Source organism: Bradyrhizobium sp. UFLA05-153 (genome assembly GCF_054185185.1).
Window position 1 is genome coordinate 1 of the sequence record NZ_JBBIAM010000117.1, and the last position, 18,422, is coordinate 18,422.

At 57.4% G+C, this 18,422-nt stretch carries 15 protein-coding genes and 1 pseudogene; 8 read left to right on the forward strand and 8 right to left on the reverse strand.

The annotated features are described in order from the left end of the window. A pseudogene (locus tag Q2941_RS41055) lies at positions 1 to 866 on the forward strand (hypothetical protein); the annotation flags it as partial. 819 nt (positions 867 to 1,685) lie between these two features. On the opposite strand, the gene Q2941_RS41060 reads toward Q2941_RS41055, so the two are convergent. The 3 genes from Q2941_RS41060 to groES all read right to left on the reverse strand — a co-directional run bounded on the left by Q2941_RS41060 (position 1,686) and on the right by groES (position 5,330). Beyond that, positions 1,686 to 2,099 (reverse strand): hypothetical protein, encoded by a 414-nt coding sequence (locus Q2941_RS41060; protein ID WP_458196064.1) that lies wholly within the window; start codon positions 2,097 to 2,099, stop codon positions 1,686 to 1,688. Between the two features lie 1,175 nt (positions 2,100 to 3,274). After that, positions 3,275 to 4,924 (reverse strand): chaperonin GroEL, encoded by a 1,650-nt coding sequence (gene groL / locus Q2941_RS41065; RefSeq protein ID WP_458196065.1) that lies wholly within the window; start codon positions 4,922 to 4,924, stop codon positions 3,275 to 3,277. Between the two features lie 91 nt (positions 4,925 to 5,015). Further along, positions 5,016 to 5,330 carry a co-chaperone GroES gene (gene groES / locus Q2941_RS41070; protein WP_458196066.1) on the reverse strand — a complete coding sequence of 105 codons (315 nt, stop codon included), beginning with the start codon at positions 5,328 to 5,330 and terminating at the stop codon, positions 5,016 to 5,018. A gap of 618 nt (positions 5,331 to 5,948) precedes the next feature. Between groES and Q2941_RS41075 the strand changes: the two genes are divergently transcribed. Then, positions 5,949 to 6,155, forward strand: coding sequence for a cold-shock protein (locus Q2941_RS41075; protein ID WP_458196067.1), 207 nt, complete (start codon positions 5,949 to 5,951; stop codon positions 6,153 to 6,155). Positions 6,156 to 6,558: 403 nt separating this feature from the next. Here Q2941_RS41075 and Q2941_RS41080 read toward each other — a convergent pair whose 3' ends face one another. The 5 genes from Q2941_RS41080 to Q2941_RS41100 form a co-directional block, all read right to left on the reverse strand. Beyond that, positions 6,559 to 7,359, reverse strand: coding sequence for a hypothetical protein (locus Q2941_RS41080; protein ID WP_458196068.1), 801 nt, complete (start codon positions 7,357 to 7,359; stop codon positions 6,559 to 6,561). A 20-nt stretch (positions 7,360 to 7,379) separates the two neighbouring features. Further along, positions 7,380 to 8,219, reverse strand: coding sequence for a S1/P1 nuclease (locus tag Q2941_RS41085; protein WP_458196069.1), 840 nt, complete (start codon positions 8,217 to 8,219; stop codon positions 7,380 to 7,382). 170 nt (positions 8,220 to 8,389) lie between these two features. Next, positions 8,390 to 9,169 carry a ferredoxin--NADP reductase gene (locus Q2941_RS41090; protein WP_458196070.1) on the reverse strand — a complete coding sequence of 260 codons (780 nt, stop codon included), beginning with the start codon at positions 9,167 to 9,169 and terminating at the stop codon, positions 8,390 to 8,392. 367 nt (positions 9,170 to 9,536) lie between these two features. Then, positions 9,537 to 10,196, reverse strand: coding sequence for a hypothetical protein (locus Q2941_RS41095; protein WP_458196071.1), 660 nt, complete (start codon positions 10,194 to 10,196; stop codon positions 9,537 to 9,539). A gap of 72 nt (positions 10,197 to 10,268) precedes the next feature. Continuing rightward, complete coding sequence (locus tag Q2941_RS41100; RefSeq protein WP_458196072.1) at positions 10,269 to 10,781, reverse strand: hypothetical protein; 513 nt, start codon at positions 10,779 to 10,781, stop codon at positions 10,269 to 10,271. A 399-nt stretch (positions 10,782 to 11,180) separates the two neighbouring features. Here Q2941_RS41100 and Q2941_RS41105 point away from each other — a divergent pair, with 399 nt between their 5' ends. The 6 genes from Q2941_RS41105 to Q2941_RS41130 all read left to right on the forward strand — a co-directional run bounded on the left by Q2941_RS41105 (position 11,181) and on the right by Q2941_RS41130 (position 18,367). Next, positions 11,181 to 12,494 (forward strand): DUF2130 domain-containing protein, encoded by a 1,314-nt coding sequence (locus Q2941_RS41105; RefSeq protein ID WP_458196073.1) that lies wholly within the window; start codon positions 11,181 to 11,183, stop codon positions 12,492 to 12,494. A 246-nt stretch (positions 12,495 to 12,740) separates the two neighbouring features. Then, complete coding sequence (locus Q2941_RS41110; protein ID WP_458196074.1) at positions 12,741 to 14,000, forward strand: exonuclease domain-containing protein; 1,260 nt, start codon at positions 12,741 to 12,743, stop codon at positions 13,998 to 14,000. A 431-nt stretch (positions 14,001 to 14,431) separates the two neighbouring features. Continuing rightward, entirely contained in the window at positions 14,432 to 15,283 is an 852-nt protein-coding gene (locus Q2941_RS41115) for an SIR2 family NAD-dependent protein deacylase (RefSeq protein ID WP_458196075.1), read from the forward strand. After that, a complete protein-coding gene (locus Q2941_RS41120; RefSeq protein ID WP_458196076.1) occupies positions 15,280 to 17,121 on the forward strand; it encodes an ATP-binding protein in 1,842 nt (613 codons plus the stop codon). The genes Q2941_RS41115 and Q2941_RS41120 overlap by 4 nt, the downstream gene beginning before the upstream one ends. Beyond that, a complete protein-coding gene (locus tag Q2941_RS41125) occupies positions 17,118 to 17,330 on the forward strand; it encodes a KTSC domain-containing protein (RefSeq protein ID WP_458196077.1) in 213 nt (70 codons plus the stop codon). The genes Q2941_RS41120 and Q2941_RS41125 overlap by 4 nt, the downstream gene beginning before the upstream one ends. A 590-nt stretch (positions 17,331 to 17,920) precedes the next feature. Continuing rightward, positions 17,921 to 18,367 carry a hypothetical protein gene (locus tag Q2941_RS41130; RefSeq protein ID WP_458196078.1) on the forward strand — a complete coding sequence of 149 codons (447 nt, stop codon included), beginning with the start codon at positions 17,921 to 17,923 and terminating at the stop codon, positions 18,365 to 18,367. Positions 18,368 to 18,422 lie beyond the last annotated feature (55 nt).

Here is an 18,422-nt window from a genome sequence, read left to right on the forward strand (position 1 = left end):
AGGTCTCGGAGACGACCGTCAGAGTAAGCCCGGCACTCTACAGTTCCGGCCTGGCATGGCTCAGTGTCATCCTAGGCTATCTGATCGCTGCCTTCGCTTTCCGGACAAGTAGCCCCCCTCGTTGGTATGGTTATCTCGACCCGATCGCCATGAGCGCCGGCACGGACGGTCGCGCAAGTCTCGGCAAGCTTCAGATCATCATGTTCTCCCTGATCGTCTTCGGCTTGATCACCTACTTCCTCCTACGCACAGGTGTGCTCACGGACATCTCGAGCACTGTCCTGCTTCTTTTGGGAATTGCCGGCGTCGGCTCCACGGTGGCCAAGGGAGCGGATAACTCCCGAACAACGATCACGCCCGAAAACAAAGCCTGGCTCCTACGCAAGCAGTGGCTTTCATCCACTTTCAATCCGAACAACATCGATGCCCATTGGCGTGACCTCTTCACGACCGACGGAGAGTTCGACGTCTATCGCTATCAAAGCTTCATCTTCAGCCTCGTCGTGGCCGGCGCATTGATCATCGGCGGCGTCACTCAACTTTCGTCGTTTGAAATACCGCAGACGTTGCTCGGTATCCTCGGCCTTAGCCAGGTCGTCTATATCGGCGGCAAGCTCGTGACACCGACATCCATGGCCGATCTCAACAAATCTATCGACGACCTGCGACAGGCCGAGAAGAAATTTAGAGCGTCGGCAATCACCGCAAACAACGGCATCCTTCCGGCAAATCTTCAATTAGCTGTCGTACCCGCCAGCCAAACAGCCTACGACGATTACATGTCGCTCGCGACGGATGTCGCAACATTGTACACGGCACAGACGAACATTCTCGTCCCGCCAGAAAGACTCCAGCCTACGTTGTAGATCAGTGGTGACGCAGGCCGCGATCAGAAGCCCAGCGTTCATGGGCACCTGCTCCGACCCTAGGAAGTTGTGTTTCTTGGACGAAGCGGAGCTGTCGATGTTCGCCGAAGTGAACCCAAGCTGTCAGCACAAAATGCCGGCAACGATCCTGATGAGGCAAGTGCAGCAATAGCGAGGGCTGAAACGAGTTACTTGGACAAAACAAACCTCCAGCGAGCTTGTTGTTGCGGCGCGCGGCGAAGCATCCTTGCTGCTTTCGTCTTGAGGCCGCACGCTTGCCCGGTATGGCACGATCCTCCCCTCCCCTCGGCCGGGCCGACTTGGCTGTGCTCGCCTCGGAAGCCATAAGTGAAGATGTACCCTCCCCAGGCACCGGAAAGGGGAAGCAATCCGAGAAGGACAAGCCCAACTACGAACGCGTACTACACAGTCGCTGTCGCCTTCTTTACTTTTGCTCTTGTGGTCGCTACGGGCCTCAGCAGCTGGTTTCTTTACACGACGGTTGGGTCGATCAAGAAGACTCTCGTTTTTGGTCAACGCGCATTCGTCCACCTGGATAACATTGAAATCGCTTCCGCCCCTTACTGGATCGCGCAGGCAACGATGGGCAAAGTTGTTGGTCGGTTTGTCTTCTGGCTCACTTTACCGGTACGGCTTGTCATAGCGTTATCGTTTCTCATAACTTATTTCTGCCTACCGGATAAAAGGAACCCGGATGGAGAATTTGGCCCGCCTACGGACTATCATTGCATTTCGTCGGTACGGGCCTAGACATCGTAGTCGCACAAAAAGGTACTGGGCCGTCGTGACCAGGAGACCTTATTGCGTTGCCTTCAGGACCTCGCGAAGCGTCGCTGCGAGGCGTTCATATTCCTCGGGCTTCGTCTCTTTGAGAGTAGCGAGGTCAGCCGCGATGTTGTTGAGCCGTCGCGCTGCAGCTTGTGCCTTGATCTCATTGATATCGCGATGAATCTTGGCGAATTCTTCGAAAGCCGACGCATCCTGCTTCGCCTTGGGCAAGTCGGCGATAAGAATGGCGAGAGCGTCCATGACGCGGCCTAGCTGGCGACCGTAGCTCTGCGCGGCGACAATCTCTCTTTCGGTATCAGGCGCGCTTGAATTCTGCTCTGTGATATTGGTTACGCTACCAAACACCCAACCGGGCAATATGGGCTGCACGAAATTCCGAGGTGCCGCAAAGAAATCGAGAGGATTGGGCATGCTGCCCTTCATCCAGGATGGCCAATCCCATCTGGGTGGATTCGCAGACTGAGAGTCGCTGCTCATGAGGTGGCTTCCTTCCGGCGATGTCGACAGGGGAACGATGTTCGCTGTGCTCGCAAGCCTAATGTAGGCCGCGCGATCATCTCACATTGTGAAGGATTTCACATCCAACGCTTTAATGACCAGCTACGTACAATATCGCAGGCTGGTCCTGACTGTCGTGCGTCGGCAATAGTGCTGCGTCCCAATTTTGCGCCGTACGGCACAATCAGTCCGACTGCATTGAGGAGGCTGCGCCTGGTTGAAAGGCTTAGCGTGACTTCAGCGCCGGTCCGCAAACGCCCTGTCCTTTGCGCTTTGACCTTCTCGTTGGTTCAATACCAGTGGCATTTGTCCGCATTTTTGCCCGCTACTGGAGAGGGGCACGCCCGATGGCTGCCCTGCGCGGCACCCCTGGTCTCCGACCGTGCACTTTGCGCCGTACGGCGCAAAGGCTGAGTTGAGAGAGACATATATACCAACGCCGCTTTGCGACAAAGACGACGTGCCGTGCCACCGAAATCCATCGTTCGCCTTCAGCCTCGCCCTGAGTGGCGATCGAGGCCCGACCGATATCGATCTACGGCCTGACAGACATTGCCGTTATAAAGCAGGCGTCTAAAAAATACCGACGGCAGTCCCAAAACTTTCCGATTTAGGTGGACAGCTCCAGGATCTCACGGCTCTGACCAAGGACGATTTCAAGCTGCTGGTGTTCCCCGTGATTTTCCAAATTGTGTCACCAGCGCTCGAGTTCAGCTCGATGTGGATCTCGCTCAGTGACAGGGTTGTGTCCCTCTTCCTAAGGCGCGGGAATGGCCACGGCATTTCATCCATGTGACCGCGATCGGGCACGACAGAAACAGGAATCGCTTTAAAGGTGCTCCACCTGTCGAAATCCGCGGTGCCTTAAATAAATGGCGGCAGTCGGCGGGCAATAGCATCGGTAGTGACGTGCGAACGACCAGAGCGCTCCACCCTGGTTCGGCATCCGTCGCCGAGCCGGGAGTGGTTTCGCTTGATCGTGTCCCTTGACAGCAAACATGAGAACAGGCCAGGGCGACGCGTTGTGAGTCCGTCCCAAGTAGAAAACCCCGGCATGGCTGCCGAGGTTTTCACATTTCGTGGTCGGTTTGACGGCTAGATCAGAAGTCCATGCCGCCCATGCCACCCATGCCGCCGCCCGGGGGCATGGCGGGGCCGGCAGCGGCCTTCTTCGGCAGCTCGGCGACCATGGCCTCGGTGGTGATCAAGAGCGCAGCCACGGAGGAAGCGTTCTGGACTGCAGTTCGCACGACCTTGGTCGGGTCGATGATGCCCTTGGTGACGAGGTTGCCGTACTCACCGGTCTGCGAGTCGAAGCCGTAGGCGTACTGATCCTTCTCGAGGATCTTGCCGACGATCACCGAGCCGTCTTCACCGGCGTTGATCGCGATCTGCCGGGCCGGCGCGGACAGCGCCTTGCGCACGATCTCGACGCCGGTCTTCTGGTCGTCGTTCTTGGTGCGAAGCCCCTTGAGCGCTTCGGTGGCACGAAGCAGGGCGACGCCGCCGCCCGGGACAATGCCTTCCTCGACGGCTGCACGGGTCGCATGCATCGCGTCATCAACGCGATCCTTGCGCTCCTTCACCTCGACCTCGGTCGCGCCGCCGACGCGGATCACCGCGACGCCGCCCGCGAGCTTGGCAAGACGCTCCTGCAGCTTCTCACGGTCGTAGTCCGAGGTGGTCTCCTCGATCTGCGCCTTGATCTGAGCCACGCGCGCCTCGATGTCGGCCTTCTTGCCGGCGCCGTTGACGATCGTGGTGTTCTCCTTGTCGATCATCACCTTCTTGGCGCGACCGAGCATGTTGAGCGTGACGTTCTCGAGCTTGATGCCGAGATCTTCCGAGATGGCCTGGCCGCCGGTCAGGACCGCGATGTCCTGCAGCATGGCCTTGCGGCGATCGCCGAAGCCCGGCGCCTTGACGGCCGCGACCTTGAGGCCGCCGCGCAGGCGGTTCACGACGAGCGTGGCGAGCGCCTCGCCCTCGACGTCCTCGGCGACGATGATCAGCGGCTTGCCGCTCTGCACCACGGCCTCGAGCAGCGGCAGCAGCTCGTTCAGCGAGGAGAGCTTCTTCTCGTTGATGAGGATGTAAGCGTCGTCCATCTCAACGCGCATCTTGTCGGCGTTGGTGACGAAGTAGGGCGAGATGTAGCCGCGGTCGAACTGCATGCCCTCGACGACGTCGAGCTCGGTCTCGAGCGACTTGGCTTCCTCGACGGTGATGACACCCTCGTTACCGACCTTTTTCATGGCGTCGGCGAGGAACTTGCCGATCTCCGCGTCGCCATTGGCCGAGATGGTGCCGACCTGGGCGATCTCCTCGTTGGAGGTGACCTTCTTGGAGTTCTTCTGGAGGTCCGTGACGACGGCCTCGACGGCGAGGTCGATACCGCGCTTGAGGTCCATCGGGTTCATGCCGGCGGCGACGGCCTTGCCGCCCTCGCGGACGATCGCAGCCGCGAGCACGGTCGCGGTAGTGGTGCCGTCGCCGGCCGCGTCAGCGGACTTGGAGGCGACTTCGCGCACCATCTGGGCGCCCATGTTCTCGAACTTGTCGTCGAGCTCGATCTCCTTGGCGACGGTGACGCCGTCCTTGGTGATGCGGGGCGCGCCGAACGACTTGTCGAGGACGACGTTGCGGCCCTTCGGACCGAGCGTGACCTTCACGGCGTTGGCGAGAACATCGACACCGCGCAGCATGCGGTCGCGGGCGTCGACGCCGAATTTCACTTCTTTGGCTGACATATTGGTTTCCCTGAGTTGTCTTGGTCTCATCTCACCCTTGGCGAGGCGCCCGGCAGGCGCTCCTCAGGGGTGAGCGGTGCGAGCGGTTGAATTAGGCGGCCTTCTTGTTGGAAGCGGGAGCTTCGAGCACGCCCATGATGTCGCTTTCCTTCATGATCAACAGCTCCTGGCCGTCGATCTTGACCTCGGTGCCCGACCACTTGCCGAACAGCACGCGGTCGCCGATCTGGACGTCGATCGGGATCAGCTTGCCGCTTTCGTCGCGGCCGCCGGGGCCGACGGCGATCACTTCGCCCTGGGAGGGCTTTTCCTTGGCCGTGTCGGGAATGATGATGCCGCCAGCGGTCTTCTCTTCTGCGTCGATGCGCTTGACCACGACGCGGTCGTGAAGCGGACGGAATTTCATGCAGTCCTCCTAAGCATTTGCACGAGATGGAGATTTTGGGTTGTTAGCAGTCAATGCCCGCGAGTGCTACACAGGCGAGATGGAGATAGGACAGGTTTTTTACGGGAGCAAGGGTCTCGTGGCAGAAAAATGGGATACTTAGCCACCTGATCTGATAGTTGCGTTTACGATCATTAGCCGGCCTTAACATTAGCCTCGGACCACCTACCCCAAACCGCGGCTGAGGCACTGAATGTCAGCAGGTTCTTAAACTCATCGGCCTGAGGTGAGTTGGTCGTGTGCGACACATTTGGCTCGTGGGTAAAGTATCTACCGGGGTGGCTTCTCAGCTGAGGTCAAGCCCCTCCCGATATGCACTACGCAAATGGAAGTCGGCATGACGTCGCGCCGACCATCTCTGGTGCGCTCGAAGTAGGTTCGCGTGTACGAACGGCACTGTTAACGTAGCTCGATCATTCCGATGTATCTGATCGGTTTGCCCCAACGTGCGCGAACAGTATGGATGTCCCTCTATGACAGCGGCGGTATTGGAACGAGAAAGCTTCGTGCCGCTCGTTACATTTGATGTCCGCCTTCGCTCTCGGCTAAATTGACTGGCTTCAACTTGGAGATACTGCATTGGCACTCGGTACTGTGAAGTGGTTCAACCCGACCAAAGGATACGGCTTTATCGAACCAGACGATGGAGGACCCGACATCTTCGTGCACATGAGTGCCGTTGAAAAGGCGGGCCACACCGGCCTGGCGGAGGGCTCCCGAATTAGCTACGAGCCGAAGACCGGTCGCTCCGGGAAACTTTCCGCTGAAGATCTCCGAGTTGGTTAGGCTCGTCGGTAGGCCGGCAACGAACCGATCGACGGTGTCCGACTCTCGTTCAAAACGATAGCAATCCGGCCTCTCAGCGCGCACACGCGGCGCTGCTGAGGTGTCCTTGTCGAGCAACCTAATTGCGTTGTCGAGACGACGCCTAGAGCCGTAGAGGATGTGACGATCTTTTGCGGCGGCGATCAGATCTATCACCGGATGCAAACCGGCTTTGCAGGGTATCCCATTTCGCCTGGCTGGCTTGCAGTGCGCGAACCATTGATAGCGATCGACCGAGCTTCATCCGCTGACGTTCAATGCACCTCAAGCGTACGGCCACCGAAGCAACCGTTTCCGAGAGGTGATCGCATTGGCGGCAGCTTGCTTTGTGGTCATGGAAATTCTCTTCCTGAAACAGCTTATATCAATTCGTCTTGCAGGCTCTGGCGTTTCCATCGGTAACCGGAAGCTCAAAAAGGCCCGGCGCTACAGGCTTCCCATCAAAGAACACACCCATCTGCTTTGCAAAACCGGCAGTACTGTCAGATGCGCGCCGTTTTGCATTAATGATTTTGACGATATTCCACTCGTCGTGCGATCCGTAGCTAAAGCTGACGGAGGCACGTAAGCCGTAGTAGTTGCGAAAGGAATGCTTATCGACCTTTGCCGCGAGGTCAGGTTTTGTCTTGACGAGATTGTCGTAGGCCGTGTCGAGTTTCTCGAGATCGGCGTGACCATCAAGACCGAAGTGACGCGCAAAGTCAGACGGCCCGGTAAAATACACAAAGTCGAACGCGCCGAGACCTTCAGGTTCCTCGCCTTCGAGGATCTGGGTCCACATCCACATGTAGTCAGCGCCGTTGGCGTCCGTAGGGAGCGAAAACTGTGGTGCGGCCGGGTCGAGGATCCATACGTCGCGCGGCCCCCACTGCTGCTCGATGCGTTCCTTGGCCTCTTGTGCTACGAGCGCATTGATTGGCGAAACTCCGCCTGCAATCCCGCTAATCGGAACGCTGAGATAGCCAATCGCCTTGCCTTGTTTCCGTTGCCCGCTGATCAAGTTCCGTATCTCGCTAACGCGCTGTCTGATCGCATCGTTTAGATAGTCGTGCGTGCAGTAGCAGATGCCATTTGTCGAGCAGGATGTAGTGCTTCCCGGGGCCGCAGATGCACCCGCGAGCGGAAGCGACAATGCCATTGCGGCTAGTAACGTGAGCGCCTTCATAGCGATAACCCGATACTCTGTTACTGGCAGGCTGCCGGGGACAGCGTCTCCTTGAGCACCTGCGCAAGCCTTATCCCGGCAAGGGCGAGTTGGCGGTCAACAATCGGCGATGCTTTCGAAAAATACTGAACGCCTAAAACTCCGTCGTCAGGAATGTCATAAGCAACTTCGTGTGCAAGCCTATGCGCATCGACCGCCCCATCGGCCGGCGAGCCCCCCTTCAACTCGGCCAAGTCACGCCCCGGAAACCAGGTCGTTTCAAGCCGAACGACATAGGCGCCCCAATTGTAAACGGTGCGCATAATCAGACCGGTATCCCAAAGCGCATGCAGGTTCGTGGTCTGTCCGAAGAATGTCACCGGGACAAGATTGCCGCCTTGATCGTCTTTTCCTGTGTAGGCATCCCACCGATCCGATGCGTGCAGAGGCTGGTGAACATCGCCAATGAAATGAACAATGAACTTCAAAGCCTGGAGCCGTTCGGGTGCAGGCTTCGAGCAATCAGCAAGGACAGTTCGGAAGCGCGCAATCGCCGCGATGACACAGTTGCCTTTTTTGCAATCAGCATTCGGATCGAAGGTTGATCGATCATCCGGTATGTCCACGAAATGCCATCCTGCCGTATCCTTATGGTCGGCACGGTAGTCGTCAGCCCAACTGCCGATGGAAGCGAGCGTTACGTGGGGGTGATCAAGAGCAGGGGCTTCCAAGGCAAGCAGGGTCGCGATTTTGTCGAGCGTGGCGGGATCGAGCCGCCGCTGCGCGATCTCAGCGACGATTGCATGGCCTTCCTGTCCCCAGGACCGCGCCTGCGACACCGACATAATGACCACGAGCCACGCGAGCCAGATAGCTCTCATAGCTTTTCCCCACAGCCTGCCATTCGGTCTACCATAAGTCGGGAGCTGCGATGATTGCAACTATATCCAGCCGAGAGACCGACAATTTTATTGACGCGTAGCACCGGTAAGGACGTCCCTGGTCGCGTTGCATCGGGTTCGGATCAGCCGTTGTCGCTTGCCACCGCAGCTCAAAATAAGGGGTCGACATACGCCCTTTCGAACACAAAATGTGAGGGCTCTCGCGGAGAGCCTTCGACAAAGCCCTTCGCTATCAAGAGCTCTCGGGCATCGCGGACCAGGGCGGGGCTGCCACAGATCATGGCGCGGTCATGCTGCGGCTCGAGTTTCGGCAGCTCGATTTCCGTAAAGAGCTTGCCTGACGCGATCAGGTCGGTGATCCGGCCGCGGTTGTGGAAGCGGTCGCGCGTCACGGTCGGATAATAGATCAGTTGATAGCGAACGAAGTCGCCGACCAGATCGTCGCTTGGCAGCGTTTCCGTGATCATCTCGCCATAGGCGAGCTCGGCGACGCGGCGGCAGCCATGAAGCAGCACCACATTCTCGAATCGCAGATAGGTTTGGGGATCCTTTATGACACTCAGAAACGGCGCAAGACCGGCGCCAGTCCCGATCAGATAGAGATTGCGTCCGTCCTTAAGATTATCAATGACCAGCGAGCCAGTCGTCTTGCGGCTGACAATGATCTGGTCACCCTGCTTAAGCTGCTGCAGACGCGAGGTTAAGGGATTGTCCAGCACCTTGATCGCGACGAATTCCAACCGGTCTTCGTAATGAGCGCTGGCGATGCCGTAGGCCCGCAGCAGAGGCTTTTCGTCAACCTCGAGCCCGATCATGGTGAATTCACCGCTGCAGAAGCGAAACGAGGGATTCCGTGTGCTGGTGAAGCTGAAGAGATTGTCAGTCCAGTGATGGACGTTCAGAATGCTTTCCTGGTTGAAATTGCTCATCTCACTGCTCCCGCGAAGCTTGGAGCACGATGCGGACCCGCAGCCGCTCTAGCGGAAAATTTGCACTGGTTTTCCAAACAGATGTTCGGTGTTCAGTTTCGGACTGGGACTTTTGGAACGATGCCGCCTCAGCTTTGACGTACATCGGCTCTCAACGCGAAACGGCACTCCGATCCGTCCAAGCTCATGCTAGGCTAAACATGCTGCCGGTGAATCGTATGTGATGGGCGCAATCACGCTTAAATTCTGCATTTCGTCGGCCTTCTGCGACGGATTTCACCTCACGCATCCTTCTTTGCTGCCGACCAGCAGTTCGGATATCAGTTTCGACACTAATATTTTACGAAGCTTTTTGCGGCCTCATTTCTCACAAGCGGACACTCTGTCGCTCCGCACCAAATCGGCCTTGCCTCCAAAGACATACCGCCATCCATACGCAACCGATTGCAACCAGTGATCCATGCGCAATGCGCAGGGGCTGCGCGCCGAAGAATTGCGGAATGTATAGCGACATTCCGATTGCGAAGGGAACGCCACTTGCCTTCGGATAGCGACAGGAACGCCAAAGCGCCGTGGCAGTCGCGATTGCGGATGCGGCAAGAAGAAGCAAACCGGCGAGGAACATGATAAGGCCAGGGCCGGAGCGGATGATCTCGACGAGGCTGAGCAGTGAATCGGAGTGCCTCCGCAACGCTGCCTGTCCCAGCGCGTGAAGACCATAGGTTTCGGCCCCGTAGAATGGCAGTGTAAAGCCTGTGCCAATCACGATCAGGACAACGGCGACAAAGAACAGGCGCTCGGACTGCGTCCCCAGTAAAGAGCGTTGGATCCCGAGCAGCCCAAGTGGGAGTAGCGCGAACGCCACAATGGCAATGATGTGCGACGCCAGCCATGCCTCAGACCCGAAGGCAGCCGCACCCAGCAGCGATCTTTCGTCCGAGAACGGGCGAACTGCCGGGTAGACTGCGAACAGAATTCCGGAGGCCACGAGCGCAACAGTGCCGATACGAATACGGTTGGCAAACATCGTACCTCCGGAGGCGATGATAAGAACATGACCGCGCCGCGCATCAGCTACGGCTCAGGAATTACGATCTGATCAATGAGGCTGGGTGCCCGGCTCGGAAATCAGCGGAGCGCCCCCGATTGAAACTGGCCCTTCCGGTCTAGAAGGCGGGATGGCTCTCGCGGCCGGCTTCGAAACAGTACGGGCTGGCGGTAGATTAGGTGCTGGCGATGGAGGCGTAACGACGGGCGGATTCTGCAAAGACTGGATGTTCGAGGTCAGTGCAGCGATTTGATCCGATATCTGTTTTAGACCCTCTTGCTGCGCACTGATGTTACGCTTGAGCTCGGTGATCTCCTCGCTTATCTCCTGTTGCCCCGATCTAATCTCTGAAAGAACCGCCTTGTCCTCGGGTGACAAGCCTTGCATTGGCAGGTTTTCGGGTGCGGCCGACGTGCCGAGAAGCTTGTCTATACCGTTCCCGAAATAGACTCCTCCCGCGCACAACCCGAAAATAACGGCGAGGAGTCCAACAACCCACGGCAAGCGACTTGCCGGCTTGTGCAAGACGGGCGGCAACTCAATGCTGTTAGTGGGATCGGTCAAATTCATCTTCCTAGGCACGCCATAACGATTCGTTGCCTTTCGCGACGCGATAACAGATGACGGTCAAGAACTCCAGGGAGGCGCAACCAGAGCACTCGGGAACGCGAAGTCGCTTCTTTCCGATATGCGATCGGGACTCGACGATCTTTTATTCGAGAGAGGCGTACTGCTATCTCTTTGTCCAGGGCGCCAGCACTGAGGCGCCGGGACCAAGACGGCTAGCCGGCTTTTCCTCCTGTGGCCCCTCCTAGACGACTCTCCTGGCGCCCGGAACTAGTTTCAGTGGAAAAATCGCCGCAATCAGCTTGCGGCGTTCGACCCGAACAACGCAATCGCGGTAAAGCTGCAACGCTTGGCGAGGCAAGGCAAGCTGACGCAGCGGAAAAATCTGGAGGGGTCATGAATTTCGCAGCAACTATCGCCGGCGCCGCGCATGAACCCACCCTCCAATGCCCGCATTGCAAGCGCGAGATCAAGCTGACCGAATCGCTGGCGGCTCCTCTACTCGAAGAAACGCGCCGACGGTTCCAGGAGCTGCTGGCCAGCAAGGATGCGGAAGTTGCCCGCAAGGCCGAAGCGCTGCGAGGAGAGCGCGAGCAGCTTGCAAAGGCACGTGAGGAGATTGAGGACCAGGTAGCGAAGCGACTATCCTCTGAACGAACTTTGCTCGTCGCGGCGGAAGCCAAGAAGGCCCGCGAAGCAGCTGCTGCGGAATTGCAGGCTAAGGAGGCGGAAGCGAGTGTACTCCGCCAGAGCCTTGCGGCAAACGATGCTAAACTCGCCGAGGCTCAACAAGCTCAGGCCGAGTTGATACGCAAGCAACGTGCGCTCGACGAAGAGAAGCGCGAGCTCGATCTCACGATCGAAAAGCGCGTTCAAGCTTCGATTGCTGAGATTCAGGCTAAGGCTCGTCTGGAAGCTGATGAGGCCGCTAGGTTGCGCGTTTTGGAGAAAGATCAGACGATCGAGTCCATGACACGGACCATCGAGGAACTGAAACGCAAGGCTGAGCAAGGTTCGCAGCAGTCCCAAGGCGAGGCGCTTGAGCTGGAGCTCGAGGTACTGTTGCGCGGACGTTTTCCCACCGACCTAGTCGACCCTGTCGGAAAGGGCGAGCTCGGGGCCGATGTTGTGCAACAGGTCAAGGGCTCGATCGGCCAACCCGTTGGCATAATTCTTTGGGAATCCAAGCGGACCAAAGCATGGAGCGATGGCTGGCTCGCGAAGCTGCGCGACGACCAGCGGCGTTGCGGGGCCGACGTTGCCCTCATTATCTCGCAGGCGCTTCCAAAGCACATCGAGCACTTCGACTTGGTAGACGGAGTGTGGGTTGCGCATCCGCGCTACGCCCTGCCCGTTGCGGTCGCTCTCCGCCAGACCCTGATCGAAGTCAGCGGATCACGCCTCGCGCAGCAGGGACAGCAGACCAAGATGGAGCAGGTCTACCAATATCTGACCGGTATCAAATTCCGGCAAAGGGTGGAAGCAGTTGTCGAGAAATTTAACGACATGCGTGAGGACCTCGATAAGGAGCGCAAGTTCATGGGCCGCCAGTGGGCCAAGCGCGAAACCCAGATCCTTTCCGTGATTGAATCTACAGTCGGCATGGTCGGCGACCTACAGGCGATTGCGGGTAAGGCGATGCCTGAGATCCCGAGCCTCGATATGCCGCTGTTGGAGGGGTCAGTCGAGCACGAACGGAAGGCGAGCTGATCCAATTTGAGGGAAAGAGCCGCCAGCCCTTCAGATGCCCCCTCTCTCACCGCAAGTTGGCCTTTCATATGGGACCGCCTCAACTCGCGACCTTCTCCCTGCCCCGCACGGCCCACAGCCACAAGTTGGACCGTCCGCTTCCGAGCTTAAACCCATTGAGTTGTTTCGATGCGTATAACTGTCAGTCAATATTGTACTCGCGCTGTGGTTGCGGAATAATGTAGCTGCTTTGGGGGTTCAGAATCTGTGACCACTGATTTCATCGCGCTCGATGTCGAGACGGCAAATGCGGACCTCGGTAGCATTTGCGCAATTGGGCTCGTTCACTTCCGATCAGGGACTGTATTCAAGTCTTTGACCATCCTTGTCGATCCTGTAGATCAGTTCGACTCACTGAATATCGGAATTCACGGCATCCGCCCGAAGCATGTCGCCGGCAAGCCAACGATGAAGCAAGTCTTTCCCGCGATAACTGCGTCGTTGTCGGATGTTGTTGTCGTACACCACAGTCCTTTCGATAGAACTGCAATGGTTCGCGCCGCAGCAAAGTGCGGGGCAGGCCCCCTCCCGGGCGTATGGCTTGATACATTGCGCGTTGCCCGACGAGCTTGGCCTCGATTAAATGACGGCGCCGGCTACGGACTTGCTCGTCTCGCTGCCGAATTCGACATTAGCTTTGCTCACCATGACGCGGCCGAGGATGCTCGCGCCACTGGGCTTTTGATGCTGCGCGCAATCGCCGACACCAATTATGGGCTTGAGGATTGGCTGAAGCGGGTCGATCTGCCGATATCTGGTGAGGTGCCGGGTCAATTTGCGACTGACGGCAACCCGTCAGGAGCACTGGTGGGCGAAACTGTCGTGTTCACTGGCCAACTCAGTATTCCGCGCCGCGTGGCTGCACAGGCGGCAGCCGCCGCAGGCTGCAATGTTGCCGACAGCGTCAATATGCGCACAACCATTCTGGTCGTCGGAGACCAGGACGTGCGTCGCACAAAAGGGGACGAGAAGAGCTCAAAACACCGGAAGGCCGAGGAAATGATGTTTGCCGGGGTCCCGGTTCGCATCATCGGCGAAAGCGATTTTATGCTGATGGTTGGCGATGGCGCTGTCGAGAATGCCACTCCCATCCATCACGATGCCAAGACTCAAAGGCCTTCCGCAAATCACGTCCGAGAGCTCGTCATCGGTCTTACGCCCGAAGCCTCCAGAATTAACGATCTGGTCGAGCGCATTAAGTCACTGAAGCGATCGGGGGACTATTCCAATGCACTTGCGCTCCTGCTCAGCGAAATTGACTCTCAAGAACAGATGAGCGCTGAACAGAATTGCGGAGTGGCGCCATGGTACTATGAGCAGGCCGCAATCATCTATCGAAAGCTCGACGATCGCGACACGGAGATAGCGATATTACAGAGATTTGCGAGGCAACGACATTCGCCAGGCGTGGGCCCCGGCGAGCTGCAGCGCCGGTTGGAAAAAATCAAATCTCGCAAAACTCTCTGATCTCCGACGGAAGCGCAGTGCATCTCCTTATCGAGGCGCTTCAGCGGATCCTAACAATATTGGAAGGGACATGGATACTGTACATAATCCTGATCGGTCTATGGCTGACTTGCGACAGATCTTGTCGCAGGGCCGAAAGCGAATTGGTCTGCTACTTGGCGCGGGTGCGCCGCTTTCAATCCGCACAGATGCTGCAGGAAAGCTTTCCCCAACTGGTCAGCCGCTTATTCCGGGTGTGGACGCACTAACCGCTCGGGTGATCGACGGCCTGAATGGGCAGGATAGGATTGCAGTTGACGCAATTCGCGACGGGTTGCCCGGTGGCGGCAGTATAGAAACGATCTTGTCGCGCATCCGCTTGCTACAGGAAGCTGGGTGGGACGCCTGTCAACGGACTGGACGGTGCAGGATACAAAACGCTTGGCGCTCGTGTGTGCAACGCGATCGGTACAATTGTCGGCGCAAAACTGCCCGAAGAACGGTCTGCCTACCACGAATTAGTCACTTGGATAAGCGGCACCCAACGCCCTCACCCCGTAGAGGTTTTTACTACAAACTATGATCTTCTTCTTGAGGAGGCATTCGAGTCCGCCAAGGTCCCTTATTTTGACGGTTTCAGCGGCGGACACGCCCCCTTCTTCGATCCGGTGACGGTCGCAGGCAACGACCTACCGCCGCGCTGGTCTCGTCTATGGAAGCTCCATGGTTCGCTCGGATGGAAACTTGATCAGGGCGTCGTAGTTCGGTCGGGCGGATATGGATGCACCGAGCTAGTTTATCCGGATCACCTCAAATACGATCTCACTCAAAAGCAACCTTACGCGGCGCTTTTCGAACGGCTGAAGCATTTCCTTCTTCAGCCCGATACATTACTTCTGGCTGCTGGGTTCTCATTCCGGGATGCGCACATCTGCGCACTACTCGATGAAGCTCTCGCAATGAACGCGAATGCTGCCGTTTTCGCGTTTCAATTTCAGAATCTAGCGCAAGAAGATGCGGCGTGCGCACTTGGATTCGATCGTCCCAACCTCTCTGTTTACGCGGCGGACGGCGCAGTAATCAGCGGCGTGGCCGGCAAATGGCGGCCAGGTGATCCTCCCAAAAATTGGTCAGAGATCAGAGCCAGTTTTTGGGGACAGCGGTGGGGCACGGGCGACGAGGTGTTCCTGCTGGGCGATTTTGCAAGCTTTTGCCGCTTCTGCGCACTGTCTCATTCACCCGACCTAGTCAGGCCGACAGAGATGATTGAACAGGGAGACGCCGTAGGTGCAGCTCAATCATGAGGGGCTCGGATCCAACATATCTCGGCCGTGTTAGCGCGGTCTCAGGTGCATCAATCACGGTAAAGCTGGCCGAGTCTTTGGCCTCCGGCCTCGCAATAATTGGCGGCCATACCTATCGCGTGGGGCAAGTCGGTAGCTTCGTACGCATTCCGCTCGGCTACCAAGATTTATTTGGAGTAGTTGCCGAGGTCGGAGCAACAGCGGCTCCGCTTAATGCTCCTCCAAGCGAAATTGAAAGCGGCCGTTGGATGCGGGTCGAACTAGCCGGCGAGGCTATCGGTGACCAATTTGAGCGAGGCCTAAGCCAACATCCAAACATAGATGATACGGTTCACATCGTAACAGAACGGGATCTCCGCAGGATATATGGCCAAGGCGAGGATGACCAAGTTAAGATCGGCACGCTCTCAAGCGCAGAGAACATCACAATTCGGCTTTCGCTCGACGGCCTCGTAACCCGCCATTCTGCAATCCTCGGCTCAACGGGCTCCGGCAAATCGACAACTGTAGCGAGCCTGTTACGTTCGATTGTGCAACCTGTAGACGACAGCGGTTCGTCGGGAGCTCGTATTCTACTTCTCGACTTGCACGGTGAGTATGCAGCCGCGCTCGGCGACGTGGCAAAGGTCTTCAGCGCAACGCCGCAGCCGGGAGAAGAACCACTATTTGTCCCGTTTTGGGCGCTAGAGGCAGGTGAACTGCTTGATTTCGTCGCAGGTCAGCTTAACGACAATCACGCAATCGCCTTCACTGACAAAATCCAGGAGCTGAAGGAGCAACGGCTCAGCCAAGGGGCTCTACCCGGCTTAGACCCAAGGTCCTTAACAGTCGACAGCCCCGTTCCATTTTCTCTGAAACAGTTCTGGTATGAACTCATCGATTTCGAGACTACGACATTTACCGGACCGCAGCGCGATCAGCCCGCATTAGAGGAGCCCGGCGATCCAGGCTCTCTGACGCCCCCCAAATACAAGCCCCATGCGATGGGGACCGCAGGACCATTTCTCAATCAGGCGGCAAGGGGGATTCGCAGGCCACTGAATCTTCTCCGCTCGCGCATGCTGGATCGACGGTTCGACTTTATCCTTCACCCTGGTCCCTGGGAGCCCGATCTTCAGGGCGCCACCGCTCAGGACCTGGATACGTTGATCAAGGGGTGGCTGGGCCATGAGAAACCTCTCACAATACTCGACCTATCGGGTGTCCCAAGTGCCGTCTTGGTAAGGCTGATCGGTTCGATTCTACGTATTCTTTACGACGCTCTCTATTGGAGCCGGGAGAAGACCGAAGGCGGCGTCCTTCGTCCGTTGCTTGTCGTGATGGAGGAGGCCCACCGCTATGTGTCGCCAGAGGACGGCAATGTCGCCGCAGAGATGGTCAAACGGATTGCCAAAGAGGGCCGAAAATACGGTGTAGGCGCCATGCTCGTGTCGCAGCGCCCGGCCGAGATAGATGAGACTATTCTCTCGCAATGCGGCACCTTGATCGCACTACGGCTTTCAAATCCAACTGATCGTTCGCGGGTGAAGGGCGCGCTGCCCGATAACTTATCCGGGTTGATGGATCTTCTCCCAGTGCTGCGAACCGGAGAAGCCATAATCGCAGGTGAGGCAGCACGGCTGCCAGTCAGGTGTCGAGTTTTTCTTCCTCGCCAGGACCATCTACCCAAGAGTCACGATCCCGCAGTTAGTGCCGCGTGGAGAAATCGCCGTGTTGCGGAAGGATACGATCGCGTGGTGGCATCTTGGCGAGCACAGCTGACAACGGCGGTTGCCCGCGGTGTCAGCATCAAACGCGCACCAACAAATGATACTGAAGATCCGGAGACGAGCCAATGATACGCGAGCCAGTAGCGTCAACGAACATCTTGTCACTGGGCTACGACCCCGGATCTGAAACTCTCGAGGTCGAGTTCACATCGGGGTCGGTCTATCAGTATTACAATGTTGGAGCGGCGCTTTACGAACAACTGATAACGGCATCTTCGAAAGGGCAGTTCTTGAACGCTTACATCAAGAACGCGTATCCGTTCTCTCGAGTTGGATAGAGGCATTGCCGAGGGTGGATAAGGAGCCCGCGCGCGAGAGCAGGATTTTGAAGAACCGTTTTGGCTACGCGCAAAAAAGAGTCGCCGCGCGGGTAGTGATCTGCCGGGCGCCCGAAGTTGGCGCAACAGCACGCACAGCACCTCGGCGGAGCGATGCGGCGCCACACCCGACGGCGGTTTTTGAAATGCGCTCTAACCTGCACGATCTGATCGCGGGCGTCCTGCATCCGATGTCCCACTCGGAGGCTGAACGTGACGCCGCTGCGGATAGCAGGGCTTGCGGTCCCAACCGGCGAAGGACTGTCGAAGAGTCAACACATCGATTTGGCGCTTCAAGGTTTGAGCGAGGAGGCCCTCATGCTGCAGCGACCGGCGTGTGACGGCACGCTGAAGATTTTCGCGTGACGGAAGATCAAGCCTAATCGATGGCATCCAGCCCACGAGCCTTGGATCGAGATCAGATCGATCGGTATGACGATGACAAACGGAGACATCCTTCGCCTGAGAAATGCTGACGACCCAAGCGCGGGATCTCCCAAGAGATCGCGCGGAAAGGCGTCGCTGCCGCAATGAACAGGGAATGCACGCACATGGAGCAAACGGCGGGCGACCCGACCTTTCATGAGGAAAATACGGGAGAATACTACGTTCTGCCCGAAGAGGCGCTGCAATACCTCCCCGAAGAATGGAGAGATCATTTTCAGGCGATGGCAGATGATGGGCGCATCATCCTGAAGTCTGTCGACAACGAATTGTCTCAACTTGTCAGAGTCTTGAACTCGTTCGCCGCCGTGGTGGCATTGAAGCATGTGCAGAAGCGCCTGTCGGCTTACAAATTCGAGCTGAAAATGGAGGCTTTTCTCGAACTCGAGATGCTCACGACGGCGTTTGCAGTTACGTATGTGCGCTTGCACCAAGGTGGAAGCGGCAGCGGCAGCGGTTTTTCGCGTGATAGTGTCCCTGAAAAAACTGCGGAGCATTCACGATCGGGTAGTCGACTTGAGAAACAAACGTTTCGCGCACAACGACGAACATGACTCAGTTTCGCACGCGCTAGAGATAGCGTTCGAGGACAATCGTTTTGAACTCAAA

Excerpts from the sequence above, each read along its gene's own strand:
- groL (WP_458196065.1), bottom strand. The coding sequence starts at position 4,924 with ATGTCAGCCAAAGAAGTGAAATTCGGCGTCGACGCCCGCGACCGCATG.
- Q2941_RS41130 (WP_458196078.1), top strand. The coding sequence starts at position 17,921 with ATGGAGCAAACGGCGGGCGACCCGACCTTTCATGAGGAAAATACGGGA.
- Q2941_RS41105 (WP_458196073.1), top strand. The coding sequence starts at position 11,181 with ATGAATTTCGCAGCAACTATCGCCGGCGCCGCGCATGAACCCACCCTC.
- Q2941_RS41080 (WP_458196068.1), bottom strand. The coding sequence starts at position 7,359 with ATGAAGGCGCTCACGTTACTAGCCGCAATGGCATTGTCGCTTCCGCTC.
- groES (WP_458196066.1), bottom strand. The coding sequence starts at position 5,330 with ATGAAATTCCGTCCGCTTCACGACCGCGTCGTGGTCAAGCGCATCGAC.
- Q2941_RS41090 (WP_458196070.1), bottom strand. The coding sequence starts at position 9,169 with ATGAGCAATTTCAACCAGGAAAGCATTCTGAACGTCCATCACTGGACT.
- Q2941_RS41060 (WP_458196064.1), bottom strand. The coding sequence starts at position 2,099 with ATGAAGGGCAGCATGCCCAATCCTCTCGATTTCTTTGCGGCACCTCGG.
- Q2941_RS41125 (WP_458196077.1), top strand. The coding sequence starts at position 17,118 with ATGATACGCGAGCCAGTAGCGTCAACGAACATCTTGTCACTGGGCTAC.
- Q2941_RS41085 (WP_458196069.1), bottom strand. The coding sequence starts at position 8,219 with ATGAGAGCTATCTGGCTCGCGTGGCTCGTGGTCATTATGTCGGTGTCG.
- Q2941_RS41120 (WP_458196076.1), top strand. The coding sequence starts at position 15,280 with ATGAGGGGCTCGGATCCAACATATCTCGGCCGTGTTAGCGCGGTCTCA.
- Q2941_RS41095 (WP_458196071.1), bottom strand. The coding sequence starts at position 10,196 with ATGTTTGCCAACCGTATTCGTATCGGCACTGTTGCGCTCGTGGCCTCC.